Annotated in this window: 18 protein-coding genes; 8 read left to right on the forward strand and 10 right to left on the reverse strand. The window is 73.4% G+C overall.

Annotated features, from left to right (window positions below):
* Positions 1–8: 8 nt before the first annotated feature.
* From ACF1ED_RS16485 to ACF1ED_RS16505, 5 genes are all read left to right on the forward strand, one after another.
* Complete coding sequence (locus ACF1ED_RS16485) at positions 9–1,613, forward strand: hypothetical protein (RefSeq protein WP_391760937.1); 1,605 nt, start codon at positions 9–11, stop codon at positions 1,611–1,613.
* On the forward strand, positions 1,610–1,810 hold the full coding sequence (locus tag ACF1ED_RS16490) for a hypothetical protein (protein WP_391760939.1): 201 nt from the start codon (positions 1,610–1,612) through the stop codon (positions 1,808–1,810). The genes ACF1ED_RS16485 and ACF1ED_RS16490 overlap by 4 nt, the downstream gene beginning before the upstream one ends.
* Before the next feature lie 110 nt (positions 1,811–1,920).
* A complete protein-coding gene (locus ACF1ED_RS16495; RefSeq protein ID WP_391761334.1) occupies positions 1,921–2,595 on the forward strand; it encodes a tellurium resistance protein in 675 nt (224 codons plus the stop codon).
* On the forward strand, positions 2,592–3,686 hold the full coding sequence (locus ACF1ED_RS16500) for a PP2C family serine/threonine-protein phosphatase (RefSeq protein ID WP_391760941.1): 1,095 nt from the start codon (positions 2,592–2,594) through the stop codon (positions 3,684–3,686). The genes ACF1ED_RS16495 and ACF1ED_RS16500 overlap by 4 nt, the downstream gene beginning before the upstream one ends.
* Positions 3,683–5,020: a protein kinase gene (locus ACF1ED_RS16505; RefSeq protein ID WP_391760943.1), complete on the forward strand. Its 1,338-nt coding sequence runs from the start codon at positions 3,683–3,685 to the stop codon at positions 5,018–5,020. Before ACF1ED_RS16500 ends, ACF1ED_RS16505 begins: the two co-directional genes overlap by 4 nt.
* A 30-nt stretch (positions 5,021–5,050) precedes the next feature.
* On the opposite strand, the gene ACF1ED_RS16510 is transcribed toward ACF1ED_RS16505, so the two are convergent.
* From ACF1ED_RS16510 to ACF1ED_RS16535, 6 genes are all read right to left on the reverse strand, one after another.
* Positions 5,051–5,386, reverse strand: coding sequence for a hypothetical protein (locus tag ACF1ED_RS16510; RefSeq protein WP_391760945.1), 336 nt, complete (start codon positions 5,384–5,386; stop codon positions 5,051–5,053).
* A complete protein-coding gene (locus tag ACF1ED_RS16515) occupies positions 5,383–6,897 on the reverse strand; it encodes a hypothetical protein (protein WP_391760947.1) in 1,515 nt (504 codons plus the stop codon). Before ACF1ED_RS16515 ends, ACF1ED_RS16510 begins: the two co-directional genes overlap by 4 nt.
* A 52-nt stretch (positions 6,898–6,949) precedes the next feature.
* Positions 6,950–7,357 (reverse strand): peptide-methionine (R)-S-oxide reductase MsrB, encoded by a 408-nt coding sequence (gene msrB / locus ACF1ED_RS16520; RefSeq protein WP_391760949.1) that lies wholly within the window; start codon positions 7,355–7,357, stop codon positions 6,950–6,952.
* Between the two features lie 15 nt (positions 7,358–7,372).
* Complete coding sequence (gene murC / locus ACF1ED_RS16525) at positions 7,373–8,770, reverse strand: UDP-N-acetylmuramate--L-alanine ligase (RefSeq protein WP_391760951.1); 1,398 nt, start codon at positions 8,768–8,770, stop codon at positions 7,373–7,375.
* A 105-nt stretch (positions 8,771–8,875) separates the two neighbouring features.
* Positions 8,876–9,346, reverse strand: a complete 471-nt coding sequence (locus tag ACF1ED_RS16530; protein WP_391760953.1) for an indole-3-glycerol phosphate synthase — start codon at positions 9,344–9,346, stop codon at positions 8,876–8,878.
* A gap of 106 nt (positions 9,347–9,452) precedes the next feature.
* Positions 9,453–10,232, reverse strand: a complete 780-nt coding sequence (locus ACF1ED_RS16535) for a pyrimidine reductase family protein (protein WP_391760955.1) — start codon at positions 10,230–10,232, stop codon at positions 9,453–9,455.
* Between the two features lie 36 nt (positions 10,233–10,268).
* On the opposite strand from ACF1ED_RS16535, the gene zapE reads away from it, so the two are divergent.
* The 3 genes from zapE (at position 10,269) to ACF1ED_RS16550 (ending at position 13,309) form a co-directional block, all read left to right on the forward strand.
* A complete protein-coding gene (zapE, locus tag ACF1ED_RS16540; protein WP_391760957.1) occupies positions 10,269–11,354 on the forward strand; it encodes a cell division protein ZapE in 1,086 nt (361 codons plus the stop codon).
* A 33-nt stretch (positions 11,355–11,387) separates the two neighbouring features.
* The gene (locus ACF1ED_RS16545; protein ID WP_391760959.1) at positions 11,388–11,813 is read left to right on the forward strand and encodes an OsmC family protein; all 426 of its coding nucleotides are present in this window, start codon (positions 11,388–11,390) and stop codon (positions 11,811–11,813) included.
* 134 nt (positions 11,814–11,947) lie between these two features.
* Entirely contained in the window at positions 11,948–13,309 is a 1,362-nt protein-coding gene (locus ACF1ED_RS16550; RefSeq protein ID WP_391760961.1) for an alkaline phosphatase PhoX, read from the forward strand.
* Positions 13,310–13,330: 21 nt separating this feature from the next.
* Here ACF1ED_RS16550 and ACF1ED_RS16555 read toward each other — a convergent pair whose 3' ends face one another.
* The 4 genes from ACF1ED_RS16555 to ACF1ED_RS16570 form a co-directional block, all read right to left on the reverse strand.
* A complete protein-coding gene (locus ACF1ED_RS16555; protein WP_391760963.1) occupies positions 13,331–14,806 on the reverse strand; it encodes a transglycosylase family protein in 1,476 nt (491 codons plus the stop codon).
* Between the two features lie 71 nt (positions 14,807–14,877).
* A complete protein-coding gene (locus tag ACF1ED_RS16560; RefSeq protein ID WP_391760965.1) occupies positions 14,878–17,286 on the reverse strand; it encodes a glycoside hydrolase domain-containing protein in 2,409 nt (802 codons plus the stop codon).
* 194 nt (positions 17,287–17,480) lie between these two features.
* The gene (locus tag ACF1ED_RS16565; protein ID WP_391760967.1) at positions 17,481–19,208 is read right to left on the reverse strand and encodes an FG-GAP-like repeat-containing protein; all 1,728 of its coding nucleotides are present in this window, start codon (positions 19,206–19,208) and stop codon (positions 17,481–17,483) included.
* 333 nt (positions 19,209–19,541) lie between these two features.
* Entirely contained in the window at positions 19,542–19,835 is a 294-nt protein-coding gene (locus ACF1ED_RS16570; protein ID WP_391760969.1) for a hypothetical protein, read from the reverse strand.
* Between the last annotated feature and the right edge of the window lie 189 nt (positions 19,836–20,024).

The following is a 20,024-nucleotide window of genomic DNA, read 5'->3' on the forward strand; positions in this document are numbered from 1 at the left end:
CCGGCTCCATGGACGGCGGAGAACTGACCCGGCTGATCCTCACCGTGCTCCTCGCGCTGTGGGCCGTCACGGCCCTCGCGGTCTGCGCCGGACGCGCCTTCTGGACCCTGCTGCGCACCACCGCCCGGGCGGCCGTGACCGCGCTCGGCCCCTTCGACGCGGGCCGCTCGGACCAGCGGGTGATCCCCGTCGACGCCGAGCCCGCGCTCCCCTCGTACTGGGCGCGCCAGCTGTGGACCGACACGGCGGCCGTCCTCGGCGCCGGACTGCGGACCCCCTGGCGGACCTGGCGGGACCACTGGATGAGGAAGGTCGTCCTGCGGCTCCTCCAGCGGCGCCGGCCCTCCACCGGGCGGCGCGGCGCCAACCCCCTGACCCGGCTGTGGCTGTGGCTGACGGCCCCCGGCACCGCGCTCGGCGCCACCGTCGCCGTGCTGCTCGTCGCCGTGCTGCACGGGGCGGCGCTGCTCGTCTTCGGCGTGCTCGTCACCCTCGTGTGGACCGGCTGGCTGCTCGCCGTCGGGCTGCTGCGCGGGACGGAGCGGGCCTGGCTGTCACTCCGCCGGGTCCGGCCGGTCTGCCCGCACCCCGGCTGCCACCGCCCGGTGCCGCTGGCCGTCCACCGCTGCCCGCAGTGCACCACCGAGACCCACCGGGAGCTGCGGCCCGGACGGTACGGCGTCTTCCGGCACGCCTGCCGGTGCGGCGCCCGGCTGCCGTGCTCGCTGTTCACCGGCCGGGCGCTGGTCGCCGCCGAATGCCCCTCCTGCGACCGGCCGCTGCCGCCGTCGCTGGCCACCACCCGGGTCGTGCACGTCCCGCTGGTCGGCGCCTCCTCCTCCGGCAAGACGATGCTGATGGCCGCCGTGGTGACCGGACTGCGGTCCTGGGCCGTCGGCGGCCGGCTCACCCTCGACTACGCCTCCGACGCCGACCGGCACGACAGCGCCCTCCTCGACCAGCGGCTGCGGGACGACGACTGGGCGCTGAAGACCCAGGGCGACCAGCGGGCCTGGATGCTCCTCGTCGGCAAGGGCCCGCGCCGCCGGCTGCTCTACCTGTACGACCCGATGGGCGAGGCCCTCCAGGGCGCCGACCGGCTGCGCGAACAGCAGTACCTCGCCCACGCCGACGGGGTGCTCTTCGTCGTCGACGTCCTCGCCGACCGGGCCGTGCGGCAGCGGATCGCCGACGGCGACGCCGCCGTCGCCGCCGACGCCAGGCCCGCCGCCCAGGGGCCCACCGAGACCTTCGACGGGCTCAGCGGCGAGCTCACCGCGCTCGTCGGACGGAGAGGAAAACTGCCCGTGGCCGTCGTCGTCACCAAGCGGGACGTGCTCGACCGGATCGCCTCCCTGCCGCCCGCGGGGGCGCAGGTCGACACCTGGCTGACCACCCTCGGCCTCGGCGGCCTCGTCCGCAACCTCACCCACCAGTTCGCGACCGCCCGCTACTGGTCGGTCAGCGCCTTCACCGCCACCGGCACCGGCGCCCTCGACCCCGAGGGCCGCCGGGCCGCCGAGCCCGTCCTGTGGCTGCTCGCCCGGTCCGGGCTGCGGGTCGGCGCGCTCGTCGACGCGCGGACCGGCGGGACGGGGGTGCGGGGCCGATGACCGTGGTCACCCCCCGGGTCGCCCGCTCCCGGAAGGCCGTACGCGCCCTGCTGACGACCGCCACCTGGCTGGTCCTCGCGGCGGCGGCCCTCGGCGCCGTGTACGGGGCGCCCGGTCTCCTCGACGCGGTCCTGCGCTTCGCCGAGGAGGTCCCCGCCCGCTGGGAGGAGCTGACGGCCACCGGCACCACCCCCTGAACCCGCTGCCCCTCCGCCCCCGGACCACCCGCTCCCCGAACCACCCGTCCCCACTCCCCGACTCCCCGACTCCCCAGGAGGAAATCGTGACCGACCTCCCCGGCGGCGCCATGGCGAACCGCCCGGTGCACTTCATCTGGCTGCTCGACACCTCGTACTCGATGTCCGGCGAGAAGATCGGCCAGCTCAACTACGCGATCCGGGAGGCCATCCCGGAGATGCGCTCGGTGGCCGACGACAACCCGGCCGCCCAGCTGCTGCTGCGCACCATCACCTTCTCCACCACCGCCCGCTGGCACCACAAGGACCCGGTGGGGGTGCACGACTTCACCTGGCAGGACGTGGCGCCCGACGGCACCACCAACCTCGGCGAGGCGCTGACCCTGGTCGCCGGCGAGCTCCAGACCCCGCCCATGCCGGAGCGGGCCCTCAAGCCGGTGATCGCGCTGGTCTCCGACGGCGCGCCCACCGACGACTGGCGGGCCGGACTGCGGGCGATCGAGGCGACGCCGTGGGGCCGCAAGGCGGTCCGGGTGGCCATCGCGATCGGCGCGGACGCCGACCGGGGCGTGCTCCAGGAGTTCCTGGCCAACCCGGAGCTGCGGCCGCTGGACGCCAACAGCCCCAAGCAGCTGGCCGCCGCGATCCGCTGGGCGTCGACGGCCGCGGTGAAGGCCGCCTCGCAGCCCGTCGCCGGGGGCAACGGCTCGGGCGACGGCCCGACGAAGCCGGCCGCGCCGTACGCGCCGCCGGTGCTCGCCACCGACGACGACGACGTGTGGTGAGCGCCCTGCCGATCTGGGAAACCCTCGGCACGAGCGTCATGGGGCTCGGCAAGAAGCTCAACCAGGACTGGGGCGTCGCCGAGGGCACGGGAACGGCGGACGACCCGCTGGTCCTCGCCGTGGCCGACGGCCACGGCTCCGTCTCGTACCCGCGCAGCGACCTCGGGGCGCGCTTCGCCGCCGACCTCTTCGCCGCCAGGGCGCGGGAGTTCGGCGCGCTCGTCCGCCCGGGCCGGCTGCCCCGGCTGCGCGACTACGCCCGCTACGAGCTGCCGGAGCGGCTGGTGCGGGACTGGCAGACCAGGGTGTGGGAGCACTGGGGCCGCCAGCCAGGCCCCGAGGGGGCCGACGCGCCCCGCGAGGACGTCCTGCGGCTGTACGGCTCCACGCTGATCGGCGCCGTCCTGGCCCCCGGTCTGCTCGTCGCCTGGCAGCTGGGCGACGGCGAGCTGACCGTGGTGGACGAGGACGGGCGGGTACGGCTGCCGCTCGCGCCCGAACGGGCCGAACTCGGCGACGAGACCGCCTCCCTGTGCATGCGGAAGGCCTGGCACCTGGTCCGGGTGCACTGGGAACCGCTGCCCGAACCGGACCGGGCGCCCCGGCTGGTGGCGCTGTCCACGGACGGCCTGTCGAAGAGCTTCGCCTCGGACGAGGGCTTCACCGAGTTCGCGGCCGGGCTGTACGAGCGGCTGGCCGACCGGGGCGTGCCCGGCATCGCGGAGGACGTGCCGCGCTGGCTGACGGAGGCGTCCCGCCACTCCGGCGACGACACCACCCTGGCCCTCGCCCACCGCGCGGACCGCGCCTGCGGGGCGTCGGGGCCCGACCCCCGGGCGGCGTGGTCCACGGCTCCGGAGCCCGCGGCGCCGTGGGGCCCGGGGGCGGGCGTGGATCCAGTGTCCAAAGCATTGGATCCATCATCCGGGCTGCCGGATCCAGCATCCAGCCCGCCGGATCCACCGCTCAGCCCGCCGGATCCAACATCCCGCCTATCGGATCCAACATCCGGGCTGCCGGATCCCGCATCCGGCCTATCGGATCCATCCGCCGGCACGAGGCACGACGACGAGGAGACCGAACGACCATGAGCGGCATGCTCGACAACGGGGACACGCTGACGACTGGCACCGGGGAGACGTTCGTCGTCGACCGGCTGCTCGGCTCGGGCGGCCAGGGCGAGGTGTACCGGGTGACGCTTCCCGACGGCTCCGCCAAGGCGCTCAAGTGGTACTACCCGGAGAGCGCGACCTCGCAGCAGCGGCGGGTCGTCCTGGACCTGGTGGACCGGGACTTCGACGACGACCGGTTCCTGTGGCCGACCGCGTTCGTCGAGGCGGCGCCGGACCGCTTCGGCTATCTGATGGACGTGCGGCCGGACCGCTTCCGGGGGCTGCCCGAGCTGTTCCGGCGGACGGTCTCCACCACCTTCCGGGAGCTGCTGACCGCCTGCCTGTACACGGTGGAGGCCTACCAGGCGCTGCACTCGCGCGGCATCGCCTACCGGGACATCTCCTGGGGCAACATCTTCTTCGACCCCGCCACCGGTGACGTGCTGGTCTGCGACAACGACAACGCGGTGGTGGAGGGCGACCAGAGCGGCATCTCCGGCACCATGGGCTTCATGGCCCCGGAGCTGGTGCGCGGCGACCCGGGCGCCATGCCCGGCACCCAGAGCGACCTGCACTCGCTGTCGGTGCTGCTCTTCATGTTCCTGGTGAACCACCACCCCTTCAAGGGGGCCAGGGAGCTGGCGATCCGCTGCCTGGACGAGCACGCCGAGCGCAGGCTGTACGGCCGGGACCCGCTGTTCGTCTTCGACCCGGACAACCGGGAGAACCGCCCGGACCCGGTGGAGCACACGACGGTGCGGGCGCTGTGGCCGCTGGTGCCGCGCTCGCTCCAGAAGCTGTTCACGCAGAACTTCACCGTGGGGCTGCGGGAGCCCTCGGCCCGGGTCCGCGAGTCCCAGTGGCGGGACGCCCTCCGGGCGGCCCGGGACGCGGTCGTGGAGTGCCCGAACTGCGGCCGGCAGAACATGACCGAGCCGGGCGCGGCCACGCCAGGCACCTGCTGGAAGGACGGGACCCCGCTCGTGCTGCCGCCCCGGCTCGTGGTGACCACCCCGCCGCCCCGGACGGAGCGGCACATCATGCTGGGGCGGGCGGCGCGGATCCACCGCCACCACCTGACGGCCGAGCCGACCCGGCACGACTACTCGGACGGCAGCCTCGTCGCCGAGCTGGTCGAGCACCCGCAGAAGCCGGGCCGGTACGGTCTCGCCAACCGCTCCGGGGAGGCGTGGACCGGCACCCGCTCGGACGGCACCGGCCAGCGGATCGCGCCGGGCCAGACGGTGCCGCTGCGCTCCGGCCTCGCCCTCGAACTGGCCGACGGCGCCCGGGCCGAGGTCCGGGCCCGCTGATCCCGCCCGGCCCCCGCCGACCCCGGCCGGTCAGCCGCCGAGCACCGCGAGGATCCCCTGGAGCAGGGCCATGCCGCCGCTGCCGACCGTCACGTACGGCTCGACGGCGGCGAGCGCGGTGCGCACCCTGCCCTGGTCGACGGGGCGCCCCTCCTGCTCGGCGGCGGCGAGTTCGTCCCGTACGGCCTGCGCGCGGGTGACGGCGGCGGTGTCGGCGGGCAGTTCGCGCAGCAGGGTCACCAGCCGCTCGGCGAGCTCGCGGGCGCCGGCCGGCTCGCCGGCCCCGTGGTGGTGGTGGTTGGTGACGGTGTTGTCGTTGCCGAAGGCGTTGCCGCTCACCGGGCCGTTGAAGTTGAAGGTGTTCACGGGGTCCCCTTTCCTTGTGCCCACTGGCCGCCGGGGCCGGGCTGCGCGCCGCCCGCGCCGGGCTGGCCGGGCGCGTTGTGGACGACGTTCTGGTGGCCGAAGGCGTTGCCCTGGACGATCCCGTTGAAGTTGTACGTCGGGTTCGAGTTGATGATCTGCTTCGTCGAGTCGAAGGAGGCGCTGTCGATGTGATGGGCCTTCAGGAAGCGTTCGGTGGCGATGAGGATGCCGCCCTGGAGGCGCTGGAGGTAGTCCTGCGCGTCGGCCGAGTCGCCGAAGAGCATCCGCTCCCCGTCCGAGATCCGTTCGCGGACGCTGTCGGTCGCGCCGTGGTCGTACAGCACGTTCCGCTTGAAGATGTCCCGGCGGGCGCGCTCCAGGGCCCGGGCGCGGGCGCGCCGGTCCGCGCGGCGGCGGGCGGTGCGGGACCAGGAGCCGGTGAGGCAGCGCCACCAGATGCCGTTGGTGCCGCCGAGCAGCGTGCGGAACCGGTCGAAGCCCTGGGTGGGGAGGGTGGTGACGGTGGAGTAGCGCGCGGCGGGCGGCGGGATGACGAAGACCATCACCTCCCAGGAGAGGCTGGGGTGGTGCAGCCGGGCCCGCATGTGGACGGAGACGACGACCCGGCCGCCGTCGCTGATCCGCTCCAGGCTGAGGTAGGTGCGCATGCCGGCGCCCGAGCGGATCAGGCCGGTGCGGACGAGGTCGGGGGAGATCTGGGCGCGGGGGCGGCCGAGGCGCGATTCGAGGAGCTCGTCGGCGAGGTACGGCAGGTGGTCGCCGGAGACGTAGAGCCGGTTGCGGGCGCGCAGGCCCTCCAGGCCGGAGATGTTGCCCATCTCGCGGGCGACGAAGGTGTGCAGGTCGACGGCGTCGAAGGGCTTGATGGTGAGCTTGTGTCCGGGCCGGGCCGGGTCGTCGGCGGGCTGGGAGACGTCGATGGGGTGCCAGACGACGTCCTTGAGCTTCTCGCCGTGGCCGACGAAGGGGTCGTCGTGGGCGGCGGCCGCGGTGTAGGGGAGGACGTTGGCCTTGGCGAGGGCCCGCAGCCGGTCCTCGGCGGCGGCCTCGACCGGCGGGGCATGGTCCTCGGGGCGGGTGTCGTCCTGGAAGACCCGCTGGGCGTCCCGCCAGGAGACCGAGAGGTCGCGCCGGGTGACCCACCAGCCGCCCGCGGCGGCGGCGAGGGCGAGGCCGGCTCCGGCGGCGGCCGCGACGGGCCCGGTGGCGAGGCCGTAGGGCACCAGCCCGGCGCCGGTCCAGAAGGCGAGGTACAGCAGGGACAGGGCGCGGTCCCGGGCGTGCAGCCGGCGGGCGGCGACCCGCGCGTGCCGGGCGAGGGCGACCAGGTTGATCCCGAGCGGCAGCCCGAGGGCGGTGAGCCGGTCCCCGGTGAGCTCGACGTCCGTGCGGTGCGCGAAGGAGTCGTCGAGGTAGACGTGCGCGCACAGCTTCCGGGTCACCGCGTCCCTGCGGTAGGTGGGAAGCGGTGCTAAGTGCCTGCCGGCCATGCGGTCCCCCTAATCCGTCTCCGGACACCCTAGGGGGGACCGCACATCCGTGTCAGGACTCCTCGGGCGCCAGCCGCAGGGAGATCGAGTTGATGCAGTAGCGCTGGTCCGTGGGGGTGGGGTAGCCCTCGCCCTCGAAGACGTGGCCCAGGTGCGAGCCGCAGCGGGCGCAGCGGACCTCGGTGCGGACCATCCCGTGGGAGGTGTCCGCGACCAGCTCGACGGCCTCGCTGTCCTTCGGGTCGAAGAAGGACGGCCAGCCGCAGTGCGACTCGAACTTCTCGTTCGACGTGAAGAGCTCGGCCCCGCAGGCGCGGCAGGAGTACACGCCCTTCGTCTTCGTGTCCGTGTACTCGCCGCGGAAGGCGGGCTCGGTGCCGGCCAGCCGGAGCACCTGGTACTCCGACGGGGTCAGCTCCGCCTGCCACTCCGCGTCCGACTTCTCGACCTCGTACGCCATCGTCCGTCCACTCCCTCAGTTCGCCAGGCGGGCCAGGATCGCCGGACCGAGGTCCGTGACGTCGCCCGCGCCCATGGTCAGAACGAAGTCGCCGGGGCGGGTCATTCCCGCGATCACGTCGGGGACGGTGTCCTTGTCGTGGACGGGGGTGACCTCGGCGCCGGCGGCGCGGGCCGCGTCGAGGATCAGCTCGCTGGTGACGCCGGGGACCGGGTCCTCGCGGGCCGGGTAGATGTCGAGGACGACGGAGCCGTCGGCGAGCGCCAGGGCCTGGCCCATCTCCTTGCCGAGCTCCTGGGTGCGGGAGAAGAGGTGCGGCTGGAAGACGACGAGGAGGCGGGAGCCGCCCGCGGCGCCGCGCATGGCCTCCAGGTCGGCGGTCATCTCGGTGGGGTGGTGGGCGTAGGAGTCGATGACCTGGACGCCCGCGGCCTCGCCCTTGAGCTGGAGGCGGCGGCCGACGCCGGTGTAGGCGGTGAGGGCCTGGGCGAGGGCGGCCGGGTCGAGGCCGGCGCGGGCGCCGGCGGCGAGGGCCGCGGCGGCGTTGTGCGCGTAGTGGCGGCCGGGGACGGAGACGGTGAAGGTGTGCTCGGTGCCGTCGAGGGCGACGGTGACCTCGCTCTTCATCCCGTTCGGGACGATCTTGAGGATGTGGGCGTCGGAGCCCTCTTCCTCGCCGACGGTGACGATCCGGAGGTCGTCGCGGCCCTGGCCGGCGACGCGGCGGGCCAGCTCGCGGGCGCCGGAGTGCTCGCCGACGACGAGGGTGCCGCCGGGGCGGAGCTTGGCGGCGAACTTCTCGAAGGACTCGTAGATCTCGTCCATGGAGGCGTAGTTCGCGTGGTGGTCGAGCTCGACGTTGAGGACGATCGCGACCTGGGGGTCGTACTTCTGGAAGCTGCGGTCGCTCTCGTCGGCCTCGGCGACGAAGACCTCGCCGGCGCCGTGCCGGGCGTTGGTGCCGGGGCCCGCGAGGTCGCCGCCGATGGCGTAGGAGGGGTCGAGGCCCAGCTCGGTGAGGGCGACGGCCAGCATCGAGGTGGTGGTGGTCTTGCCGTGGGTGCCGGCGACGGCGATCGCGGTCAGGCCGTCCATGAGGGAGGCGAGCGCGTCGGAGCGGTGCACGACGGGGATGCCGAGTTCGGCGGCGCGGGCCAGCTCGGGGTTGTCGGCGCGGATGGCGCTGGAGACGACGACGGCGGAGGCGTCGTCGGCGAGGTGCTCGGCGGCGTGGCCGAGGTGCACGGTGACGCCGTGGGCGCGCAGCGCCTCGGCGGTCGGGGAGTCCTTGGCGTCGCTGCCCGCGACCTTGGCTCCGCGCTGGGCGAGGATCTTCGCGATGCCCGACATTCCGGCACCGCCGATGCCGATGAAGTGCGGCCGTTCCATGGCGGCAGGGATGGCGGGTGCCATGCGGATCTCTCCCCGGGTGTGCGTACGACGTGTCGGCTCCAGCCTAGTGGCTGTGGCCGGGGGGCCCGGGGAGGCGGCGTCCCTCCCCGGGCCGTACGCGGGCGGCTACTCGCTGTGGGCGAAGAGCTTCAGGACGGGGACGCCGACCTTGTGGCGGGCCCGGGAGGCCCAGTCCCGGTGGAAGAACTCCTCGACGTAGTGGGGGGCGGTGAGGACGATGACCTCGTCCGCCTCCGATTCCTCGACGACCGCCTTCATCTTGTTCAGGGGGTGGTCCTCGACCACCTGTCCGACCGCCTCGCAGCCTGCCTCTCTCAGGGCCCGGAGCGAGTGCTCCAGGGCGAGCTCGGCGGGCTCGCGGGCCGCCTTGCCCTCCGGTTCGTCGCCCTCGCGGGCCGCTTCCTTGAGTTCGCCCAGGGCGACGTCGTCGATGGCGCGCAGCAGTACATCGGCCTGATCACCGCGCGGCTGCATCAGCACGATGAAGGACACGCCCTCGTCGCCGTGCAGGGTGGTGACGAATTCCACGTCCACGGACGTCAGGGGCTTCTCGATCATCAGAACGCTTGTGAACACCTCAGGAGCCCTTCTGCGGAAACCATCCTTCCCCGTGACCGCACGGGGACTGCGACTGTGATTGTGCCCAGCCGACGCTAAGCGGAACGGGAAATTCCGCCGATTGTCAGATCCGACGGTAGCGGGTGAAGAGGAAGCCGTCCTGCTCCAGCAGAGAAGCCAGCCCAAAGCGTGTCGGAAGCGCGAGCGAAGGGCCGTGGGCGATCCGCTGGGCGTCACCCGCCGTCATCGTCGGGGAGAGCGTCAGGCACAGCTCGTCGAGCGCCTCCGCGGCCGTGAACTGGCCGAGCAGCCGGGGCCCGCCCTCGGTGAGCTGGCGGCGCAGCCCCCGCTCGGCGAGGAGGGCGACGGCGCGGGCCGGGTCGACGGCGGCACCGTCGCCGGCCAGGAGCACCTCGACGCCCGCGTTCCGGGCCGCCGCGATCCGGTCGGCGGGGGCTCCGGCCCCGGTCAGGACCAGGGTGGGGACCAGCGGGGAGGTGAAGAGCGGAAGGGCGAGGTCCAGGTCGAGGGAGGCGGTGACGATCGCGATGGCGGGGGCGGGGCCCTGCCCGGCGGCGGCCCGGCGCTCCGCGAAGGCCTCCCGGGCGCGGGCGGGCCGGTACCCCTCCAGGCGTACCGTTTCCGCACCCACGATCACCACGTCCGCGAGCCCCCGGAGCGTGCCGAAGATCCGCATGTCGGTGTCGGAGGAGAGCGGCTGCGAGCGCCCTTCGTGCTGTCCGGCCCCGTCGAGGGAGGAGACCATGTTGGCCCGCAGCCAGACCTCGGCCCCCACCGGATAGGCATAGGAGTCGGCCAGCTCGTCGAGGGACCACTCCCGGTCCCCGCCGTTGACCTGGGCGTTCTGGGCTGTCATGTCCGTCACAGGGAAGAGCTGTCGCATTCTCGCAGTCTGACACGGCGCTTACAGTGGGGAACTGTGTCGACCCGTGCCCCGAATGAAGCCGCCTCCGCAGCGGCGGCCCCGCTCTCGCTGTGCTCGCGCGAGCCCCACGTCCCCGCCGACCGCCTGGTCGCGGAGATGATCCCGCCGCCGCGCTTCGACTCGGTGCGCTTCGACACCTACCTCCCCGATCCGAACCAGCCCAGCCAGTGCGAGGCCGTCAAGGCGCTCGCCGGCTTCGCCGAGACGCTGGGCGGGGCGCACGCGACCGGCGCCGGGAAGCGCCGCTGGTTCGCCCGGAAGCCCGCCGCCCCGGCCGGCCCGCGCGGGGTCTACCTCGACGGCGGCTACGGCGTCGGCAAGACCCACCTGCTCGCCTCGCTGTGGCACGCCACCCCCGCCGAGCCCGCGCTGAAGGCCTTCGGCACCTTCGTGGAGCTGACCAACCTGGTCGGCGCGCTCGGCTTCCAGCAGACCGTGCGGACCCTGAGCGGGCACCGCCTCCTGTGCATCGACGAGTTCGAGCTGGACGACCCGGGCGACACCGTCCTCGTCTCCAGCCTGCTCGGGAAGCTGGTCGAGGCGGGCGTGGCGCTCGCCGCGACCTCGAACACGCTTCCGGGCAAGCTCGGTGAGGGCCGCTTCGCCGCCGCCGACTTCCTCCGCGAGATCCAGGGCCTCTCCGCACACTTCAGGCCGCTGCGGATCGACGGCGAGGACTACCGCCACCGGGGCCTGCCCGAGGCTCCCGCGCCCCACTCCGACCAGGTCGTCACCCAGACCGCGTACCGCGTCCCCGGCGCCTCCCTGGACGACTTCCCGCACCTTCTCGAACACCTGGCCAGGGTTCACCCGAGCCGGTACGGCGCCCTCACCGACGACCTGACGGCGGTCTGCCTCACCGGCGTCGGCCCGGTCCCCGACCAGTCGACCGCGCTGCGGCTCGTCGTCCTCGCCGACCGGCTCTACGACCGCGAGATACCGGTGCTCGCCTCCGGGCTCCCGTTCGACAAGCTGTTCAGTGACGAGATGCTGAACGGCGGCTACAAGAAGAAGTACTTCCGCGCCATCTCCCGGCTCACCGCCCTGGCACGGGACGCAAAGGGGCTCGTCGCGCAGTAGGTTGGGGCCACAGCCGATCGAAAGGGATTCACCATGGCCACCGTCCGTCACGCCCACACCGTCTGGCAGGGCGACCTGCTCAAGGGTTCCGGCGTCGTCACCCTCGACTCCTCCGGTCTCGGCTCCTACGACGTCTCCTGGCCGGCCCGCACCGAGGAGCCGAACGGCAAGACGAGCCCCGAGGAGCTCATCGCCGCCGCGCACTCCTCCTGCTTCTCGATGGCCTTCTCGCACGGCCTGGCCGGCGCGGGCACCCCGCCCACCCGTCTGGAGACCAAGGCGGACGTCACGTTCCAGCCGGGCGAGGGCATCACCGGGATCCACCTCACCGTGCGCGGCGAGGTCCCCGGTCTCGACGCCGAGGGCTTCGCGTCGGCCGCCGAGGACGCCAAGAAGAACTGCCCGGTCAGCCAGGCGCTCACGGGCACGACGATCACGCTGACGGCCGAGCTCGTCTGACTCCGCGTCACCCCGTCCGGGAACGGGCGGGATTAGGCCATTCGAGGCGTCGTGGACCCGCGTGACGGCATCACCCACTCCGGTGCGTGGTACATACAGCGGGTCCACACCTGTCCTCGGCGGGAAGGCCCCCCATGTCCGCGACACGACGTCAGATCCTGGCCCGCGGCGGCGCCACCGTCGCCGGGATCGCCTTCACCGGCGCCCTGGCCGACCTCTTCGCCGGATCCCCGGCCGGCGCCGAGCCGCGCGGCGGCTACGGCCCCCTCCTGCCCGACCCGGCCGGCCTGCTCGACCTCCCGGCCGGCTTCTCCTACCGGGTCCTGTCCCGCGAGGGCGACCGGCTCCGCTCCGGAGAGGGCCGGGTCCCGAGCCACTGCGACGGCATGAGCGCCTTCGCGGGCCCGCACGGCGGCGTCCGCCTCGTCCGCAACCACGAGAACCGCCCCGAAGCCCGCCACGCCGTCCCCCTCGTGCCCGGCCTCGTCTACGACCGGGGCGGCAAGGGCGGCTGCACCGTCCTCGGCCTCGACGCCGGCGGCGAGGTGCGCTCCGAGCGGGTCGGCGTCGCCGGCACCGCCGTCAACTGCGCGGGCGGACCCACCCCCTGGGGGACCTGGCTGACCTGCGAGGAGACCGAGGACAAGGCGGGGACCAAGGGGTACGAGAAGGACCACGGCTTCGTCTTCGAGGTCGACCCGGCCGACCCGCACCGCACCGGGGCCGTCCCGCTCACCGCGCTGGGCCGCTTCGCGCACGAGGCCGTCGCCGTGGACCCGTACACCGGGATCGTCTACGAGACGGAGGACGCCTTCGAGCACCCCTTCGGCCTCTTCTACCGCTTCCTGCCCGAGCGGCCGCTCGGCGGCACCGGCGCGCTGCGCGCGGGCGGCACCCTTCAGGCCATGCGGGTGCCCGGCGTCCCCGACCTGTCGGAGGTGCGGGAGACCGGGACGGTCTTCGAGGGCGTCGAGTGGGTGCCGGTGCCGGACCCGCAGGCGGCCGGCACCCCCATCCGCTTCCAGGACTTCGGGCGGGGCGGGATCACCCACGCGCAGAAGCTGGAGGGCTGCTACTGGGGCGGGCGGTCCGTCTACTTCGTCTCCTCCTTCGCCCGCGCCTCGGACGGCTCCGGCGCCACCCACTTCGGGCAGGTCTGGCGGTACGACCCGCGCGGCCGGCGGCTCACGCTCGCCGTCTCCTTCGGCCCGGACACCGACGTCCGGCTCCCCGGCGAGTCCCCCGACAACATCTGCCTGTCCCCCGCCGGCGGCCTGATGGTGTGCGAGGACGGCGGCGGCGCGCAGCACGTCTTCGGCGTGAGCCGGCGGGGCGAGGTGTACGCCGTCGCCCGGGGCGCCCAGGACGTGGGGAAGCCCGGGGCGCCGGAGTGGGGCGAGTTCGCCGGGGTCACCTTCTCCCCCGACGGCTCCACGATGTACGTCAACTGCTACGAGCCGGGGACGACGTTCGCCGTGACGGGGCCCTGGCAGTGAGCCCCGCCGCCGGACGCCGGCTCAGGCCAGGGTGACGGCGCTGCCCCACCAGTAGCCGGCGGGGACGTTCCAGGAGCGCAGCGGGGTGCCGAAGGCGCCCGCCGCGTCCGGCTCGAAGGTGTAGAAGGCGGCGCGGCCGTCGCTGTAGCCGTAGAAGGCGGAGACGTCGGACCGGCCGTTGCCGTCGTAGTCGCCGGAGGCGATCCGGACGTTCTCGATCCACCAGTTGCCGGGTGCCGTGGTCCAGGACTTCACCGGGCTCCCGAAGGTGCCGTCCGCCCGGGTGGTGAAGGTGAACAGGGAGATGCCTCCGTCCTCGTAGCCGTACATCGCGGCCACGTCGGCGCGGCCGTTCCCGTCGTAGTCCCCGGCGGTGAGCTTCACGTTCTCGCCCCACCAGTGGTTCTCGGGCACGTTCCAGGACCTCACCGGGTCGGAGAAGCCGCCGTCGGTACGGGACTTGAAGGTGTAGAGCGCGGCGCGTCCGTCGTTGTAGCCGTAGAAGGCGGCGACGTCGTCCCGGCCGTTGCCGTCGAAGTCGCCCGAGGCCAGCTTGACGTTCTCGCCCCACCAGTAGTTCTCGGGCACGTTCCAGGAGCGCAGCGGGGTGCCGAAGCCGCCCGAGGCGTCGGACGCGAAGGTGTAGAGCGCGGCCCGGCCGTCGCTGTACCCGTAGAACGCCGCCACGTCGTCCCGGCCGTTGCCGTCGAAGTCACCGGAGGCCAGCTTCACGTTCTCCGGCCACCAGTTGCCCGGGGCGGTCGTCCACGTCTTCACCGGGGCGGCGAAGCCGCCGTCGGGCCTGGCGAGGAAGGTGAAGAGGGCGACCGAGCCGTCCGCGTAGTCGTACATGGCCGCGAGGTCGGCGCGGCCGTCGCCGTTGAAATCGCCGGCGACGGGCTTGATGCTGCGGTGGGTCCAGTTCCCGGGGGTCACGTTCCAGGACTTCACCGGGGCGGCGAGGCCGCCGTCGGACTTGCCGAGGAAGGTGAAGAGGGCGACCGAGCCGTCCGCGTAGCCGTAGAAGGCGGCGTTGTCGTCGCGGCCGTCGCCGTTGAAGTCGGCGCTCACCCGGGAGGCGGCGTCGTCGCGCCAGGCGGCCTCGACGGGCGGGGCGGGCTCGTCGGGGTAGGGGTCGGCGTGGTCGGCGCCGAGGCCCGCGCGGGGGCCGCAGGTGGGCCAGGCGCCCTCGCCCTGCCCGGCGAGGACCTTCTCGCCGATGAGGATCTGCTCCTGCTTGGTGGCCAGGTGCGGGTAGGTCGCGTAGTTGCTGCCGCCGAACTCCCGCCAGGTGCTGAGCTTGAACTGCAGTCCGCCGTAGAAGCCGTTGCCGGTGTTGATGGACCAGTTCCCGCCGCTCTCGCACTGGGCGACCTTGTCCCAGGTGGCGACGGAGGCGGCCGTGGCCGGGGCCGTCGGGAGCAGGGCCGTGCCGGCGGCGACCAGGGCCGCCGCGAGGGCGGCGCGGGCGGCGGTGAGGGGGGTCTTGCGTGCCATGGGGACTCTCTCGTCTCGTGGGAGAGGGCGGCGGCACCGGGGTGCCGCCGCCCTCGGGGACCGGAGCGGGATCAGCCGAGCTTCACGTGGTCGCCCCACCAGTAGTCGGCGGGGACGTTCCAGGAGCGCAGCGGGGTGCCGAAGGTGCCGGCGGCGTCGGAGGCGAAGGTGTAGAGGGCGGCACGGCCGTCGCTGTAGCCGTAGAAGGCCGCCACGTCGCCGCGGCCGTTGCCGTCGAAGTCGCCGGAGGCGATCTGGACGTTCTCGATCCACCAGTTGCCGGGGGCCGTGTTCCAGGACTTCACCGGGTTCCCGAAGGTGCCGTCCGTCCGGGTGGTGAAGGTGAACAGGGCGACGGAGCCGTCCTCGTAGCCGTACATCGCGGCCACGTCGGCGCGGCCGTTGCCGTCGTAGTCGGCGGCGGTGAGCTTGACGTTCTCGCCCCACCAGTAGTTCTCGGGCACGTTCCAGGAGCGCACGGGGTCCGAGAAGCCGCCGTCGGTGCGGGACTTGAAGGTGTAGAGGGCGGCGCGTCCGTCGCTGTAGCCGTAGAACGCCGCCACGTCGTCGCGGCCGTTGCCGTCGAAGTCACCGGAGGCCAGCTTCACGTTCTTGCCCCACCAGTAGTTCTCGGGGACGTTCCAGGAGCGCAGGGGGGTGCCGAAGCCGCCCGAGGCGTCGGACGCGAAGGTGTAGAGCGCGGCCCGGCCGTCGCTGTAGCCGTAGAAGGCGGCGACGTCGTCGCGGCCGTTGCCGTCGAAGTCGCCCGAGGCGAGCTGGACGTTCTCGGGCCACCAGTTGCCCGGGGCGGTCGTCCAGGTCTTCACGGGGTCGGAGAAGCCGCCGTCGGTACGGGACTTGAAGGTGAACAGCGACACCGAGCCGTCGGCGTAGTCGTACATCGCGGCCAGGTCCGCCCGGCCGTTGCCGTCGTAGTCGCCTGCCGTCAGCTTGACGCTCTTGAAGGTCCAGTTGCCCGGCGGGCGGGTCCACGACTTCAGCGGCGCGTCGAAGCCGCCGTCGGGACGGGCGAGGAAGGTGAAGAGCGCGACGGAGCCGTCGCCGTAGCCGTAGAGGGCCGCCACGTCGTCGCGGCCGTCGCCGTCGAAGTCCGCGTTCACCCGGGAGGCGGCGTCCTCGCGCCAGGCCTCGGGCTCGGGCTCGGGGGCGGTGGCGGGGGCGACGTCCATGTAGTTGCGGTCGATGTTGAGGGTCGCTCCGCCGTACGTCTCGGTGGAGTTGCCCTTGTACTGGTGCACCCGCCGCTTGCCCTGCCAGTAGGTGCTGCCGGGCAGGCCCATCGAGCTGTTGGAGACGTCCGCCGCGCCGTTCCAGTTGGCGACCCACAGCACGTCGGGCCTGGTGTAGCGGGAGTTGTTGTGCAGGGCCGCCATGTCGCCGGAGTTCGAGACGTTCGCGTACACGCCGGCGCGGAAGCCGAGTTCGCGGACGCGCGCGCCGTAGGCGGAGAGGTAGTCGAGGACCCGGGTGCGGTAGAGGGAGGAGTCGTAGTCCTCCATGTCGGTGTAGAGCACGGTCTGGGCCGGGAAGCCGAGGCCCTTGGCCTTGGCCACCGCGTCGTCGGCGGAGGCCCTGCCCTGCGCGGCGGCCTCGCCGGCCGTGATCCCGCCGGCCTGGCGGCCCGCGTAGATCGGGATCATGTGCCAGCCCTCGGCCGTGCGGTCGGAGACCCATCCGGCCGTCAGGTTGGGCTGGGCGCAGACCCGGGTGGGGCCGCCGATGTAGACGCCGACGCCGTCGTAGGGCGAGTTCGCCTTCCACGCCTGCATGAGGCTCGCGGACGGGGCCGTACAGGCGTCGAAGGCCTTGCCGGTGTATCCGGTGGTGGGCTCCGCGGCCAGTGCCCTCGCGGTTCCGGCGGTGTCCCCGGCCCCGGTGCCGGCCCGGGGGGCGGGCAGCGTGCCCGGGACGGCGGCGGGTCCGACGCGCCCGGAGCCGACCACCCGGGAGACGGTGTCGGCGCCGGCGCCCCGGACGGCCGTGACGAGCAGCCCGGCGCCCTCGACGGAGAGGACGGCCTCGCGGTCCACGTCGTCCCCGACGCGGGTCGGGAGGGGGCGGCCGGCCGGCACGCGGAGGACGGAGGCGGGGTCCTGGACGGCGGCCCCGGCGAGGGGCTCCACCACCAGGGCGTCGGTCCGCTCGCCGACCGCGTCGGCGGGGCAGGACTGCCCGGAGCCGGGGTGGCCCAGGTAGAGGGTGGGGGCGTCGAAGCGGACGCAGGTCCCGGGTGACTCCTCCAGGTCGACGACGCGCCAGTCGGCGGGGACGTCCAGGCGCAGTCCCCGGTACTCGACGGGCCTGGTGTCCCCGGCCGCGGCGGCCGTACCGGAGGCCGCGGGGAGGGCGGAGGCCGCCGGGGCGGTCACGCCGGCCAGGGCCAGGGCGGTCAGCGCGGCGGCGACGGCCCGGCCGGCGCGGGCGCTTCTCGGGGGGCGGACAGGGGGTGACGCGTGCATGGGCGGGGCTCGCTTCCGGTGTACGGGGCCGCTGGGCGGACGGGCGGGCGGGGAGGGGCGGAGGCGGGGGCCGGCCGCGCGCGGGCAGGGCGGGGGCCGGGGCCGCCCGGCGGGTGCCGGGCGGCCCCGTTCTGTGCGCGGGGGCCTTCGGGGCGCGGGGCCGGGCCGGTCCTCGGGGACCGGCCGGGCCCGGGTCAGCCGAGCTTCACGTGCTCGCCCCACCAGTAGTCCGCGGGCACGTTCCAGGAGCGCAGCGGGGAGGCGAACTTGCCCGTGGTGTCGGGCTTGAAGGTGTAGAGCGCGGCGCGGCCGTCGCTGTAGCCGTAGAAGGCGGCCACGTCCGAGCGTCCGTTGCCGTCGTAGTCGCCGGAGGCGATCTGCACGTTCTCGCCCCACCAGTAGTCCGCGGGCACGTTCCAGGACCGCACCGGGGCGTTGAAGGTCCCGTCGGTCCTCGTGAGGAAGGTGTAGAGCGCGGCGCGGCCGTCGCTGTAGCCGTAGAAGGCGGCGGCGTCGGCGCGGCCGTCACCGTCGTAGTCGCCGGCGGTCAGCTTGACGTTGGAGAAGTTCCAGTTGCCGGGCTCCGTGGTCCAGGACTTCACGGGCGCCACGAAGCCGCCGTCCGTCTGGGACTTGAAGGTGAACATCGAGACGGTGCCGTCCTCGTAGCCGTACATGGCGGCGAGGTCGTCGCGTCCGTTGCCGTCGAAGTCGCCGACGGCGAGCTCGACGTTCTCGCCCCACCAGTAGTTCTCGGGGACGTTCCAGGAGCGCAGCGGCGTTCCGAACGCGCCGGTGGCGTCGGGCTTGAAGGTGTAGAGCGCGGCCCGGCCGTCGCTGTAGCCGTAGAACGCCCCCACGTCGTCGCGGCCGTTGCCGTCGAAGTCACCGGAGGCCAGCTTCACGTTCTCGGGCCACCAGTTGCCCGGGGCGGTCGTCCAGGACTTCACGGGGTCGGAGAAGCCGCCGTCGGTGCGGGACTTGAAGGTGAACAGCGACACCGAGCCGTCGGCGTAGTCGTACATGGCGGCCAGGTCCGCCCGGCCGTTGCCGTCGTAGTCGCCGGCCGTCAGCTTGACGCTCTTGAAGGTCCAGTTGCCCGGCGGGCGGGTCCACGACTTCAGCGGCGCGTCGAAGCCGCCGTCGGGACGGGCGAGGAAGGTGAAGAGCGCGACGGAGCCGTCGCCGTAGCCGTAGAGGGCCGCCACGTCGTCGCGGCCGTCGCCGTTGAAGTCCGCGTTCACCCGGGAGGAGGTGTCCTCCTTCGGGGCCTGCGCCTCCGGGATCGGGTCGTCCACGATGTTCTTCAGACGGACCGGCGCGAAGGGTCCCTTACCCGCGTAGTAGGGGTAGGGGAGGATGCGGTGGTGGACACCGCTCGGGGTGAACTCGTAGCCCCAGTAGGAGGTCTTGTCGGCGGTGGCCCACTCCTCGAAGAGGACGATGTGGCCGTCGGCGCCGGAGTCGTCGTCCAGCAGCGCGTCACCGGCCTTGAGTTCGGCCTTCGTTATCCATTCGGCCGTGCCGGGGACGAAGTTGGGGGTGGCCAGCGAGCTGCCGAGTCCCCAGGCCATCGAGACGTAGCCGGAGCAGTCCATCCGGTAGCCCTGGTGGTAGTTCGTCCAGCTGTAGTCCAGGCCCTTGCCGACCCAGGACTTCGCCCGGGCGATGACCTCGCTCCGGGTGATCCCCTCGGCCGCGGTCAGACCGCGCGCACCCGCTCCCGTGCGGTACTCGTCGGGCACCGGGGTGACCTTGCCCTGGCCGGCGCCCGGGTACTCGTGCCCGCCGGCCCGCGCGGCCGGGTGGCCGCCGGCCGGCCCGGACTGCTCGGCGAACGCGGCCCCGGTGGCGCCGAGTCCGAGCGCCGTGGCCGCGCAGAGGGCGACGGCGACGCGGCGGGTCCTTCTGATCCTGCTCATTTTTCGCCTTTCAAGGAATATGGGTTCTTCCGCACGGGATCTCCGGCCCGGTGAGGCCGGGGAATTCACTCACTGCCAGCCGAGCGTGGCCTTGACGACCGGGCTGTCCGCCATCGCCGTGGTGCTGATTCCGGCGAAGACGAACGCGAGCGTCAGGATGGCGGCGACGCGGGCACGCAGCATGGCGAAGTCCTTTGCGGTGGAGGGGAATTCGTCGGACCGGAGATCCGGATGACTGAAGCGTGCACCAGGCCCGTATTCCGGTGAAGCGATCCGCCCTGTCAGCATCGGGACACGGCCGGTTCGGGACACGGCCGGCGCCGGGCCGGGATCCTACGGTTCCGGGAACGGCGTCATCAGCACCGCCTCGCAGGAGACGGCCTCGAATCCCCACGAGGCGTGCCGGATCAGCACGCGCGCGCACACCGCCGCGGCCGCGCGTTCCGCGGCGGCGAGGCTCTCCCGCCGGAGGAAGAGACCGACGACGGTCTCCCGGCCGGAGACGTGGTGCACCACGGCGTGCTCCACGCCCTCGTCCGGAGCCGCCGCCGCGCGGAACTCCCGCGCCAACTCCCGGGACGGCGCGCCGTCGACGGCGCGGCACAACCACACGTGGACCAGATACATCCCCCGATGTTCCCGGGCCGCCCCGCGCATTCCCCGGCTCGGCGGAGTCCCCTAGCGGACATGGCCGGAACCTGCCAGAACCCTCGTTTCTTCCGTACCGGCAGGAAAGCGGGGCCACAGGGCGTGTGATGATTCGTACACGTATCTATGGGGGGTACACACATGCTGGACGCACTGGGAATCGACACC

This window comes from Streptomyces sp. NPDC014656 (assembly GCF_043084305.1).
Taxonomy (GTDB): Bacteria; Actinomycetota; Actinomycetes; order Streptomycetales; family Streptomycetaceae; genus Streptomyces.

Coding starts and splice junctions, on each gene's coding strand:
- ACF1ED_RS16570 (WP_391760969.1), bottom strand. CDS start 19,835: ATGTATCTGGTCCACGTGTGGTTGTGCCGCGCCGTCGACGGCGCGCCG.
- ACF1ED_RS16535 (WP_391760955.1), bottom strand. CDS start 10,232: ATGCGACAGCTCTTCCCTGTGACGGACATGACAGCCCAGAACGCCCAG.
- ACF1ED_RS16565 (WP_391760967.1), bottom strand. CDS start 19,208: ATGAGCAGGATCAGAAGGACCCGCCGCGTCGCCGTCGCCCTCTGCGCG.
- murC (WP_391760951.1), bottom strand. CDS start 8,770: ATGGCACCCGCCATCCCTGCCGCCATGGAACGGCCGCACTTCATCGGC.
- ACF1ED_RS16560 (WP_391760965.1), bottom strand. CDS start 17,286: ATGCACGCGTCACCCCCTGTCCGCCCCCCGAGAAGCGCCCGCGCCGGC.
- ACF1ED_RS16505 (WP_391760943.1), top strand. CDS start 3,683: ATGAGCGGCATGCTCGACAACGGGGACACGCTGACGACTGGCACCGGG.
- ACF1ED_RS16545 (WP_391760959.1), top strand. CDS start 11,388: ATGGCCACCGTCCGTCACGCCCACACCGTCTGGCAGGGCGACCTGCTC.
- ACF1ED_RS16495 (WP_391761334.1), top strand. CDS start 1,921: ATGGCGAACCGCCCGGTGCACTTCATCTGGCTGCTCGACACCTCGTAC.
- ACF1ED_RS16550 (WP_391760961.1), top strand. CDS start 11,948: ATGTCCGCGACACGACGTCAGATCCTGGCCCGCGGCGGCGCCACCGTC.
- ACF1ED_RS16515 (WP_391760947.1), bottom strand. CDS start 6,897: ATGGCCGGCAGGCACTTAGCACCGCTTCCCACCTACCGCAGGGACGCG.
- msrB (WP_391760949.1), bottom strand. CDS start 7,357: ATGGCGTACGAGGTCGAGAAGTCGGACGCGGAGTGGCAGGCGGAGCTG.
- ACF1ED_RS16555 (WP_391760963.1), bottom strand. CDS start 14,806: ATGGCACGCAAGACCCCCCTCACCGCCGCCCGCGCCGCCCTCGCGGCG.
- ACF1ED_RS16485 (WP_391760937.1), top strand. CDS start 9: ATGGACGGCGGAGAACTGACCCGGCTGATCCTCACCGTGCTCCTCGCG.
- ACF1ED_RS16490 (WP_391760939.1), top strand. CDS start 1,610: ATGACCGTGGTCACCCCCCGGGTCGCCCGCTCCCGGAAGGCCGTACGC.